Genomic DNA, 12,030 nt, shown 5'->3' with positions numbered 1-12,030 from the left:
CCCGGCCTTCCCAAAGAGGGGATTAGCTTCGCGTCGCCGGTAGGAGGTCGGAGGCCCGCGGCAGGCGAGCCAGGTCGCGGGATCGCGGCAGCCAGGCACACAGTCACTGGATCCCTGCCTACGCCGGGATGACGAGCAAGAAAAAAGCCGCTCCGGTTAGAGCGGCTCTTCGAGATTGGAAAATCACCGCCGTAAAGGGGCAATACCCCATCCCTCTCCCCGGCGGAGAGAGGCACGGAAGCCGCACGCCTTAGCGCGCCTTGAGCAACTCCGACAACCGATCCGCCTTACCCTCGATCCGCTCCAGATGCGGATACTTCAGCCCATCGTGATAATCCACGCGCAGCGTCTTGTACTCATCGAAATTCTTCACCAGCAATTCCACCGGCTGGTTCTTGTCCTTCGCGGCAGCCGTTACAGCGTCCTTGATGGCATCGCTGGAATATTCCTTGCCGTTGACTGCAATCACCTTCATGCCCGGCGACAGGCCGGCCTTGAAGGCAGGGCCATCCCACAGCACGTCGACGATGTCGCCGGCCTTGCCCATCGACACGCCCAACGAGTAGGTCAGGTTGGCGCCGCCAGCGCGCGTCTCCATCGCCTTGGCCACGTCGGAAGGCTTGTCGTTGTAGACCAGCTTCCAGCCGTTCGCCTCGAAGCCGCCGATGATCGGGCCGTGGCCGTCCAGACGCTCGCGCAGATAGCTGGTCCAGTCGTACGGGGCGATATCGTTGAGCGTCTTCACGACGTCTTCGAAGGTGTAGGTGTTGACATCCCAATCGCCGTTCTTGACGCCGAAGAACGCCTTGGCGAAATCGTCGATGGAACGCTTGTCGCTGGTCAGATCACGCAGCTTGCCATCCACATCGAGCCAGATCATCTGGCCGCCGGAATAGTAGTCCTCGCTCATCTGGTAATTGCGATACGGCAGTGGGCGGCGCATCGCGATGATCGGGTCGTTGGTGGTGTCCTGGATGTTGCGCCACTGCTGCAGGCCGGGACGGCCGCGATCGTACGTAGCAGCCACGTTGGCCAGCATGTCCAGCGTCTGGTCCTGCTTCCACAGGCCCGAGCGCGCAGCCATCACATAGCCCCAGAACTGCGTCTGTCCCTCGTACACCCACAACAGGCTGTCCTGCATCGGCACGTTGAAGCTCGGTGTGCTCAGGTCGGCGCCGCGGCGGTACTTGCCGTCCCACGAGTGGTTGAACTCATGCGAGAGCAGGTCGCGCATGGTCATGTTCTTGTCCCACTCGGTGAAGTAACCGGTGCCCACGCCGTTTTCGCTGGAGCGGTGATGTTCGAGGCCGATGCCCGACATCTTGTCGCTGAGCGAGAACAGGAAATCGTAGTGATCGTAGTGATGCGCGCCGTACAGCTTGTACATCTGCTGCACCAGGTTCTGGTGCACCTTCAGCTGCTCGGGCTTGATCTCGAGAAACTTCGCATCGTCGGCCACGATGTTGAGGAACACCGGCGTCTTCGCGCCTGGATCGAGATCCACTCGCTTGAAATACTTGCCGGCGAAGATCGGCGAGTCGACCAGATCGTCATAGTCGATCGGCTTGAACGTGACCGTGTCGCCATTGCGCGAGGCCATTTCCAGTGCGCTGCCATACTGCCAGCCTGCCGGGAAGGTCACGCTCGTTTCGGCCTTGATCCGGCTGGCGAAGTAACCGGCCGGATACAGCGACACCGAGTTCCACTGCAGGTTGAGCATCTCCGGCGTCATCACCACGCGGCCCTGGCGGAGGTCCTGCGCGGAAAGGAACTGGAACTCCACCTGCACTTCGTTCGCGCCCTGCGGCACGTCCACGTGGAAGGCGTAGACGTTGAGCGGATCGCGCTTCCACGGAATGACTTTGCCATTGGCCTTCACGATCAGGCCCGCAAGCTTGTCGATCGGGCCCGTCGGCGAGTGATTGCCCGGCAGCCACTGCGGATACAGCAGCGTGAGCGGACCCGCCTGCGCCGGCACCGTTTCGTGCACACGGAAGATGCGATGGGCAAGATCGGTCGCGTCGACGTTGATCTTCAGCGTGCCGTTGAACGGAATGTCCTGCGGCGCAGGCACATCGGCGAGTGCCGCAAAGCTGCCCAGGCCAACGGCCGAAGCGAGGATGGCGGAAGCGAGACGCGAAACTTTCAAGAGATTCCCCCTGGGATAAGCAGTCGTGCACATGATGCAGCTGCACGAAACATGAATCTCTGATGCTAATGCGCGTTGACTTATCGCACCCCCTGCCATTGGTCATGGAAGTGTCTGAACATCGCCCTTCCGCAAAACCGTTCACGGGTTTTCAGCAGGTTAAAAACCCGTATTCTTTTTTCACCGCGATCCCCACGCGGACCGTCGCGACATTCCCCCCTGTTGTCGCGACGGGTCACAAAAATAGATGGAGCATTCCATGAACAAGACTCTTCTTGCGGCCGCTTTGGCCGTGGTCGCTGTTGCGCCTTTCGCTGCCAAGGCTGACGAATCCAACCAGCTCGACAATTTCTTCGTTGCCGGCAACCTGGGCCAGAGCAACTACCGCCTCGGCGGTGTCTCCGACAAGACCGACGTATTCCAGAACGTGCGCTTCGGCTGGCGCTGGAACGGCATCGTCGGTGCTGAAATCGGCTATGCCTATCTGGGCAAGGTCAAGAACGACTTCGATTTCGCCAGCACCTCGGCCAAGCCGCGCGTGGGCCAGATCGGCGTGACGGGCAAGTACAACTTCTACGAAAACTGGTTCGTCACCGGTCACGGCGGCTACCTGCGTTCGCGCACCACCGGCGCGGTCACCGTGGGTGACGCCACCGCCAGCGAGCGCAGCTGGAACAATGGCTGGTACGCCGGCGCCGGCGTGGGCTACGACGTCACCAAGAACGTGGCGCTGGGCATCAATTACGACAACTACCACATCAAGTATGGTCGCGACGGCGCGCAAGAGCCGCAGACCAATGCCAATGTGGCGACGTACTCCGCTTCGGTGGAAGTGAAGTTCTAAGCGTCAATTGATGTTGGAAACGAAAAACGGCCGCGAAAGCGGCCGTTTTTTTGTGCAGATTTTTCTCTACCCGTGGGAGCGATGTGCCCTTACTGCATCTTTTCCAACTTGCTATGGCGAATGCCATAGCCGAGATACACCAGCAGACCAAGGCTCACCCAGATCAGGAACACCTTCCAGGTCACCGCCGGCAGTTCCGCCAGCAGCCAGATCGAAAACGCGATGCCGACCAGCGGGATCACCGGCACCCACGGCGTACGGAACGAGCGATGCAGCTCCGGCTTGCGCTTGCGCAGGATCATCACGGAGGTGCAGATCACGATGAAGGCCGACAGCACGCCGATGTTCACCAGCTTGGCCACTTCCTCGATCGGCAGCAGGCCAGCCACCAGGGCGGTGAATACACCGAGCACGATGGTGGGGCGGTGCGGCGTGCCGTAGCGCGGATGCACGTGGGCAAACCAGCCCGGCAGCAAGCCGTCGCGCGACAGCGCAAACCAGATGCGCGTGGCGCCCAGCATGAAGGCGAACAGCACGCTGAGCAGACCGAACACCGCCGAGATGGACACCGTCAGCGCCACCCAGTGCAGGCCCAGGCCCTTGAAGGCATCGGACACCGGTGCATCGGTATTGAGCGTGCTGTAGTGCGCGATGCCGGTGAGCACCATCGACACGGCGAGATACATCGCCATCGAGATACCGAGCGACAACAGCACCGCACGCGGCAGATCGCGCTGCGGATTCTTCGATTCCTCGGCGGCTGTGGTAAGCGTGTCGTAGCCGAACACCGCGAAGAACACCACCGCTGCCGCCGCGCCGACACCCTGGTAACCGAAATGGCCAACGCCGTCCGCGCCGATCACGCGTGCGGGGATGAAGGGCACCCAGTTGGCCGGATTGATATAGAAAACGCCCACGCCAATCACCAGCGCGACCGCTGCAACCTTGATCGCCACCACCACGGTGTTGAAGCGCGCGCCCCATTCCGTGCGGAAAATCAGCAGCGCGGCAACCGCCAGTGTCACCAGCGCAGCGACCACGTTGAATACGTGTCCTTCGCCGGTGCCGATGGCACCTTGCGCCCATAGAGGTATGGTGATGCCCATGCTGGTCAGCGCCGATTGCACGTAGCCGGACCAGCCGATCGCCACTACCGCGACGATCAAGGCGTACTCCAGCAACAGATCCCAACCGATCAGCCACGCGGCCAGTTCGCCGAGCACGGCATAACCATAGGTATAGGCGCTGCCGGTCACCGGAATCATGCCGGCGAATTCGGCATAACACAGCGCCGCTGCGGCGCTGGCGATACCTGCGATCAGGAAGGAAATGGCCACCGCAGGCCCGGCGTTGATCGCCGCCTGCTTGCCCGCCAGCACGAACACGCCGACGCCGATAATGCCGCCGATACCGATGGCAGTGAGTTGCCACAGACCCAACACGCGACGGAAATCGCCACGCTTGCCGGCCTCCGCCTGCAACAGCTCCACAGGCTTGTGGCGCACCAACTTATCAAGGAAACCCATCAGCTCATCCCCGGGAAACGAGCCGCGATCATAGCGAATGCCCCCGCCCCTGCCATGCTGCAGCTGCGGGGGAGTGCCATAGGTCCTAGCCGGGGATGGGTTTTTCGGTGCCTGCGCGGCTTGAAGTCGATAGCGCCAGCCAGGCCAGCACGAGTGCGCTGATGGCCGGAACAGCAACCAGCGCCGCCAGCGGCCCGGCCGCCAGCTGCGGTGCACCGAACCAGCCGCCGGTAAGCAGCGGCACCGTTGCGGTCGCCAGCAGGCGAGCCAGCTCCAGGCCCACGCCCAGGCGACGGCCCTCCGTGAGCGCACCCAGGGCGGCGAGGCTCAGCACCAGGAAAACGGCGTAGCCGATCAGTGCAGCCGCCGGCAGATGCTTGGCCAGATCAAGGAACTGCACCGCCATGCCCAGCAGCAAGGCGAACTGCACCAGGCTATAGATCATGTATCCGCGTGAGAGCGCCGGCAGAAAGCGCTCGCGCCGGATATCGAACGCCGGCTTGGGAAAGCGCTCGGCCACATCCGCTGGCCGCCAGCCCGGCGGCTTGAGCCACACCAGCAGCTTGTCGCGCCAGCGGCGGGCATGCCAGGCGTCCTTCGCCGTCGCCCAATACACCTCGGCGTTGGCCCATAGCGGATTCCAGCTGCGCAGCGGTGAGCGCGTGCCATAGATCGGCGGATCGGTGTCGTCTTCTTCGATGAAGGTGCCGAACAAACGATCCCACACAATCAGGATGCCGCCGTAATTGCGATCGAGATAGCGATCGTTCACTGCGTGATGCGCGCGATGGTTGGACGGCGAGCAGAACACGCGATCGAACCAACCCAGCCGCCCGACCAGTTCGGTATGCACCCAGAACTGGTAGAGCAGATCGATCAGCGCCACCACCACGAACACTTCCAGCGGATAGCCGATGATGGCCATCGGCAGATAGAACAACCAGCCCAGCAACACGCCGCTGCCGGTCTGGCGCAGCGCGGTGGAGAGGTTGTAGTCCTCGCTCTGGTGATGCACCACGTGCGCCGCCCAGAGGATGTTCACCTCGTGGCCTGCGCGATGCAGCCAGTAGTAGCAAAAATCGTAGAGCAGCAGCGCGGAGATCCATACCCATACGCTGTTCGCCGGCAGCGCAAAGATCGCGAAGCGCTGCACGCACCACGCGTAGATGCCCAGCGTCAGCAGCTTGCTGAAGACGGCGACGATCTGCGAGATCACGCCCAGGCCGAGACTGTTGATCGCGTCGCTGCCGTGATACACGCGGCGGCCGCGCAGTTTCGCCACCAGCAGTTCCAGCGCAATCAAGGCGAAGAACACCGGCGTCGCCCAGGTGATGATGATTTCCTGCATGTTCATCGCCGCTCAACACCTCCGCGCACCGACCGCGCCAGACACCACATGGCCGTGTAATAGGTCACCAGCACCCACAACGTCGACAGCGGAATGACGAAGCGGAAACGGTCCCAGGCCAGCAGTGTATCGCTGAGCATGAAGATCAGCGCGCCCATCATCGACCAGTGGGCCGAGGTCGCAAGCTCGTCCGTGGCGTGCCTGCGCTCACGCACTACCGCCTGGCCTCCCATGCAGGCCAGCACCAGCACATAGACCACCACCGGCAAATGCAGCGGCACCGGCAGCGACGGCCACAGCGCCCACAGGTTGAACACACCGTACGCGACGCAGGCCAGCATGCCCCAGGGCCGCTCGGCGAAACGGCTGTCGCCCAACAGCGCCACGATGAAGCACGCGTGCGCCAGGAGGAACGACACCAGCCCCGCCACGAAGGCGTCCTGCGGCAGCATCAGGAACACATCGCCGACCAGCGAACACGCCATGCCGGCGACGACCCAGCGCCGGTAGCGTGTCGACACGGCCGGCTTGGCTCGCCAGGCCGTAGCCAGGATAAGCAAGGTGGCCAGCGGCTTGCAGACCCAGTGCAGCCAGCGCCAGCCGTCGATCTCACCGGCAGTTGCGAACGTAGCCCCCGCAATAGCCCCCACGGCCAGCAGGAGCACGGCGAGACCCGTCCATAGCGACGAGGTCGACCTCATCGTGGCGTTTGAAACAGACATGCATGGATTCCCCGATCCATCGATGTCACCGATGGTAGAGCCAATGGCCTCCGGGGCCCTGTCGCGGTGCAAAAAATTTCTGGGGTGGGGGGAGGGTCTCGTTGTGCTCGTCTGTGGGAGCGCACCCTGCGATCCCTGGCCCACCGGTGTACCTACACTTGTAGGAGCGCACCTTGTGCGCGACCGCGGCGCTGGGATGTACCGCTCCGTAGGGTGGTCGCGCACAAGTGCGCTCCTACAACGAGCCCCGCCCGCGCATCCGGAGGGCCGTAGGCCGGAAGGCGCATTGTCCAGGGGTCAAAGAGCGCCCCTATTACCTCCCATCCAACGCCTTACGCCCAATCGCCGGATCATCCGTAAAAAACGCATCCACCCCCGCATCGAGATAAGCGCGGATCTCAGCGATGGACCCCGCTTCGTTGAACGTCTTCGGATCGCTTCCCTTCCAGAAATTCTTCGCCTGGAAGAAATTCTCAGGACGGAACGTATAGGGATGCAGCTCCAGCTTCACCGCATGCGCGTCATGCGCCAGCGCCGTGGGCTGACCCAGGCTGCCATCCGCAGCCAGCGGAATAATCGAGCGAATGGAGGGACCGATCGCATCGGCGTAAGCGGCAATGTCGTGCAGACCCGCAGGCGTCATCATCTGCGCATAGCTCAGCTGCTTGCCGGCCGCGACCACGTCATAGGGCTGCTCATTGGCATCGCCGAGCAACTGCAGCAGACGGATGTTGGGATGATTCTTCCCCAGCTTGCCGCGCAGATAACGCAGGTTGGCAATCTCGAACGACTGGATCTCCACCGGCGCCGTGCGCGTATACGCGTGAGCGGCAAGGATCGCCAGCACGCGGTCCTCCATCGGCATGCCAAGCTTCTGGAAATACGTGCCGTGCTTGATTTCCGGAATGATGCCGATCGGACGCCCCTGCGTGGCCGACTCGGCAGCCACGAAATCGATGATTTCATCGAGCGTGGGTATCTGGAATTGTCCGTCATACGCCGTGCTGCGAAACTCCGGCAGGCGCTCGCGGGCGCGCAGGGTTTTCAGTTCGGCCAGCGTGAAGTCTTCGGTGAACCAGCCAGTCACTTTTTCGCCGTCGACCGTCTTGGTGGTTTTGCGTGCGGCGAATTCCGCATGCTGCGCCACGTCGGTCGTGCCGCTGATCTCGTTTTCATGGCGCGCCACTGGCACGCCGTCGCGCGTCATCACCAGATCGGGCTCGATGAAGTCCGCGCCATCGGCAATCGCCTTGCCGTACGAGGCCAGCGTATGTTCCGGCCGCAGCGCGCTCGCGCCGCGATGACCGATCACCAGCACCTTCTTTGCAATCGGTGCTTCATGGGCTTGGATAGCGGCAGTCATTACCAGTGTCCCCACAACGAAAACGACCCAACCTAGACGGCGCACGGCAACTCCTTGCGATGGATTAAACGCGCCAGGGCGGCGCAATGATCCGCGCATGATCATCCTATCTGATGGCAGTTGCTTGACACGCCAACGGCCCTGCCCTGCGCATCTGCAGCCATGACTCATGGCACCGCCATGACTTGCGGCCAATGGGCGGCAGCATCGCCAATGCTAGCCTGCGTATCACTGATCGACGATGGAAACGTCCATGCTCGCCACGCTGCTCACTGCCCTGCTTGCTGCCGCTGCACCGGCCACGGATTGCCATGTGGGGGCCTATCGCCTGAGCGACGGCAGCACGCTGGACATTGCGCCATCGGAAGGCGATGCGCTGCGCTGGCGGCGTCTCGATGGAAGCACCGGCAAACTCACCCGCGGCGCCAACGAAGTGTGGACCAGCCATTTTGGCTGGACCGATCGTCCCGATGGCAAGGACGTGCGCTTCGGCGATTGTGCCCAGGGCAAGTTGACGTTCGATGGCAAGCAGGGCGAGCGCATCGGCTTGCAGGTGCAGGAGACCACTTTTGCGGGCGACGGCGGTACACGCCTGGTCGGAAGGCTGATCCTCCCTCCTGGCAAGGCCAAGGTGCCCGTCGTCGTGCTGGTGCACGGCTCGGAGCATGATTCGGCGCTCTCCTTCGATGCCATGCAGCGCGAGCTTCCTGCCGAGGGCGTGGGTGCGTTCGTCTACGACAAGCGCGGCACCGGCGCCTCCGGCGGTACCTATACGCAGGATTTCAACGCGCTCGCCAATGACGCGGTGGCCGCGGTCGCCGAAGCCCGTCGGCTGGCCGGTGCGCGCGCCGGCCGCGTGGGCTTTCGAGGCGGTAGCCAGGGTGGTTGGGTAGCGCCGCTCGCCGCCACGCGCACCAAGGTGGATTTCGTGATCGTGGGCTATGGTCTGGCTATTTCACCTCTGGAAGAAGATCGCGAAGCCGTCGCGTTCGACCTCAAGCTCAAGGGCTACGACCAGTCGGTGATCGACAAGGCGTGGGAACTCTCGGACGCCGTGGGCCTGATCCTTTCCAGCCAGCTCGCCGAAGGCTACGACCAGCTCGACGCGGCCAAGGCCAAGTACGGCAAGGAGCCCTGGTACAAGGATGTGCGCGGCGATTTCAGCTACCTCGTGCTGCCGATGAGCAGCGCCGATATCCGCGAAAAGGGCAAGGCATACATGTGGAACACGCCATGGCATTACGACTCCATGGCGGTATTGGAAAAGCTGCACACACCGCAGCTGTGGGAACTGGCGCAGGACGATATCGACGCACCGAGCGGCGAAACCATGCGTCGGCTGGCCTCGCTGCAAGCCAAGGGCCTGCCGATCACCACCGCGCTGTTTCCGCATGCCGAGCACGGCATGACCGAGTACGAACTCAAGCCCGATGGCGAGCGCGTGAGCACGCGTTATTCGGCCGGCTATATGCAGATGACGATCGACTATGCGAAGGGCACGCTGCACCCACCCTACGGGACCAGCACGATCGTGATGCCGCCATCACCCGGCAAGTAGCCTGTACGCACCACGCATGCGCGGTGCCAGTGCAGCGTGGAACTGACGGCGCGCCTGCGACAGGCAGGGCCGCCCCACTAAGGGATCGTCATCGCATCGACCTTTCCGGCGCGCACAGCCTTCACCAGCGACGCATGATCGCGATCGTTCTGGTCCGCATAGGGCACCGAGAACGAGGCGATCGCATCGGCAAAAGCATCGCTCTTGCCCAGGTACGCGGACAACAGCACGGCATCGCCCGAGCGGGTGTGTGCGCGTGCCAGCGCGTGTGCGCACAGGCGGCCATAGCGACGCAGATTGGGCACGCGCATGATTTCCACTTGCGGCGAAACCTTTGCGTCGCGCAGCTGGCGCACATAGAAGTGGCGCCTGGGCCCTTGCGACCAGCCAAGGAACAGGTCACTGGCCGATTGCATCAGGCGCTGCCCGGAAACGATGCGCTGGCCCTGGTGCTTGTAGGGCTTGTTGGCCACGAACGGATCGACCACCGACTGCCGCGCCTCCTTGAACTGCAGGAACAAGGGATCGCCATTGCCCGAGACCATCAGCAAGATGCCGCAGTAGGTGCCCACGCTGCCCACACCCACCACCTTCACGGCCGAATCCACCGCATTGAAGCGGTCCAGCAGCACGCGACGTTCGGGCAGCAGCGACTCGCGATAGTCGGCAAACGCAGCGGCACGCTCGTCCGGCGAGATGTAGTTCGCCAGATCCTCGTCGTGGTAAATCAGCGGCGGCTCGTCCTGGATGCGCGGCGGCGAGCCGCCTTCGACGGTGAGCTTGATGAACTCCTTGGTGTGCGCGGTGTATTGCACGGCCTTGTGCACGCTCTTGGTCGCGAGTTTTTTCATCTCCTCGTCGCGCATGCGGTCGATCACGTCCTGCAGATCGATATGGTCGTACCACCCCTCCAAGACCGGCATCTGGGCGTAATCGGCCACGTGCGTGCGGTAGGCTGTTGCGGCCTCCCATGCGATGTCCTTGGCGTCGCTCTCGCTGAAACCATTCGCGCGGGACGCCACCACCAGGCTCGCGCACAGGCGTTTGACGTCCCACTCCCACGGGCCCACCGTGGTTTCGTCGAAATCGTTGATGTCGAACACGAGCTTGCGCTCGGGCGTGGCGAAGCCGCCGAAGTTGACCAGGTGGCAGTCGCCGCAAATTTGCAGATGCACGCCCGTGCTCGCGGTGGTGGCCAGGTCGGCGGCCATGATGGCCGCCGCGCCGCGATAGAACGCAAACGGCGAGGCCATCATGCGTCCATAGCGGATCGGCACCAGCGACTCCACGCGGCCCTTCGAGGTTTCGATCAACACATCGACCGGATCAAAGCGATTCTTTGGCGGCTTCCAGCCACCCAGCGACTTGCGGGTCACCTTCGCACGGATGGCGCGCGCCATCGCCTGACGGTCGGCCAGACTCTTCAGCCAGCTCTCTTGCGACAGCGGCCCGTCGCCGCGGTGGGCAAACTTGTCGTATGGCCCTTTGTCCGCGCTCGCGGGACGCTTGCGGGTGACTTTGGGAGCTCGCTCGTCCTTCGTCCTCGACATGGTTGCCACCTCGCGCTGAAAGCCTGGGAATCCTCTAGGCACGCCGCCCAGAGCGCTTCATTTGACCCCCGCGATCCGCAAAGTGGAATAGCAAAACTACCTAGGCCACGCGCTCTGTCAGTCCGTCAGCGTTTCATGGCTCGCCACTTCGCCCTGCTTCCAATAGCTGGAGGCACGGATGCGCTGGCGATCCAGGCCATGTACGTCGATCAACCGCTGCCGCACCTGGCGAATGCCGGCGTATTCGCCGGCCGCCCAGGCGAAACCGTCGCCTTCGGGCAGGATCAGCTCGGCCACGGCATCCGCGAGCCCGGCGTCTCCGGCCTCGCGGCACAGCCAAGTGACGCTCGCGTTCGCGGCGGTGGCGATGTCGAAGCGGGCGTCGGCGCTTTCCACCTCGACCAGGGCGATGATGCATTCACCCGCAGCAGCCTCTTCCAGGCGACGCGCGATCGCCGGCAAGGCGGTTTCGTCGCCGATCAGCAGGTACCAGTCCAGCCCGTCGGGCGGGATCGACGAACCCCGCGGGCCGCCCAGGCCCAGCACGTCGCCCACCCGGGCGGCGCGAGCCCACGACACGGCCGGGCCGTCGCCATGCAGCACGAATTCGATATCCAGCTCATTGGCCTGCCGGTCATAGCGGCGCGGCGTGTAATCGCGGCTGGGCGGTCGCGGCAGCGACGGATCGAAAGCGATGCCCTGCTCAGTCACCGCCGGCAAGGTCGGGCGCGACTGGCCTTCGACCGGAAGAAACAGCTTCACGTGATCGTCGAACGAGGCGGACACAAAGTCGCCCAGATCGCCGGTCAGGGTGACCCGCAACAGGCGCGGCGAGACCGGCGCCAGGCGCTTCACGGTCAGCTCGCGCATTTTCAGGGGATGGCGGACGCGGCGGATCTCATAGGAGGAGGGGGACATGCAAGCCTCGCTGGCCGCGGTGGGGACGCGACGCTATAATGGATGAAACTCA

General features: G+C 63.4%; 9 protein-coding genes. 2 read left to right on the top strand and 7 right to left on the bottom strand.

Features of this window, described 5'->3' with window-relative positions:
- Positions 1–250: 250 nt before the first annotated feature.
- Complete coding sequence (locus AC1DMY_RS14410) at positions 251–2,149, bottom strand: M61 family metallopeptidase (protein ID WP_477165625.1); 1,899 nt, start codon at positions 2,147–2,149, stop codon at positions 251–253.
- Positions 2,150–2,408: 259 nt separating this feature from the next.
- On the opposite strand from AC1DMY_RS14410, the gene AC1DMY_RS14405 reads away from it, so the two are divergent.
- Positions 2,409–2,993: an outer membrane protein gene (locus tag AC1DMY_RS14405; RefSeq protein ID WP_477165624.1), complete on the top strand. Its 585-nt coding sequence runs from the start codon at positions 2,409–2,411 to the stop codon at positions 2,991–2,993.
- A gap of 89 nt (positions 2,994–3,082) precedes the next feature.
- Here the strand turns inward: AC1DMY_RS14405 and AC1DMY_RS14400 are convergent, their stop codons facing one another.
- The 4 genes from AC1DMY_RS14400 to AC1DMY_RS14385 all read right to left on the bottom strand — a co-directional run bounded on the left by AC1DMY_RS14400 (position 3,083) and on the right by AC1DMY_RS14385 (position 7,952).
- Entirely contained in the window at positions 3,083–4,519 is a 1,437-nt protein-coding gene (locus AC1DMY_RS14400) for an amino acid permease (protein WP_477165623.1), read from the bottom strand.
- A gap of 85 nt (positions 4,520–4,604) precedes the next feature.
- On the bottom strand, positions 4,605–5,873 hold the full coding sequence (locus AC1DMY_RS14395; protein WP_477165622.1) for a sterol desaturase family protein: 1,269 nt from the start codon (positions 5,871–5,873) through the stop codon (positions 4,605–4,607).
- Positions 5,870–6,589, bottom strand: coding sequence for a lysoplasmalogenase (locus AC1DMY_RS14390; RefSeq protein ID WP_477165621.1), 720 nt, complete (start codon positions 6,587–6,589; stop codon positions 5,870–5,872). The genes AC1DMY_RS14395 and AC1DMY_RS14390 overlap by 4 nt, the downstream gene beginning before the upstream one ends.
- A 313-nt stretch (positions 6,590–6,902) precedes the next feature.
- Positions 6,903–7,952, bottom strand: a complete 1,050-nt coding sequence (locus AC1DMY_RS14385) for a glycerophosphodiester phosphodiesterase (RefSeq protein WP_477165620.1) — start codon at positions 7,950–7,952, stop codon at positions 6,903–6,905.
- A gap of 253 nt (positions 7,953–8,205) precedes the next feature.
- On the opposite strand from AC1DMY_RS14385, the gene AC1DMY_RS14380 reads away from it, so the two are divergent.
- Entirely contained in the window at positions 8,206–9,510 is a 1,305-nt protein-coding gene (locus tag AC1DMY_RS14380) for an alpha/beta hydrolase family protein (protein ID WP_477165619.1), read from the top strand.
- Positions 9,511–9,587: 77 nt separating this feature from the next.
- Here the strand turns inward: AC1DMY_RS14380 and AC1DMY_RS14375 are convergent, their stop codons facing one another.
- Positions 9,588–11,060 carry a DUF2252 domain-containing protein gene (locus AC1DMY_RS14375; RefSeq protein ID WP_477165618.1) on the bottom strand — a complete coding sequence of 491 codons (1,473 nt, stop codon included), beginning with the start codon at positions 11,058–11,060 and terminating at the stop codon, positions 9,588–9,590.
- A 117-nt stretch (positions 11,061–11,177) separates the two neighbouring features.
- Positions 11,178–11,978: a siderophore-interacting protein gene (locus AC1DMY_RS14370; protein WP_477165617.1), complete on the bottom strand. Its 801-nt coding sequence runs from the start codon at positions 11,976–11,978 to the stop codon at positions 11,178–11,180.
- Between the last annotated feature and the right edge of the window lie 52 nt (positions 11,979–12,030).

The sequence above is a fragment of the Dyella sp. 01L423 genome (assembly GCF_056399945.1).
This window is presented reverse-complemented; position numbering and strand designations above follow the sequence as displayed.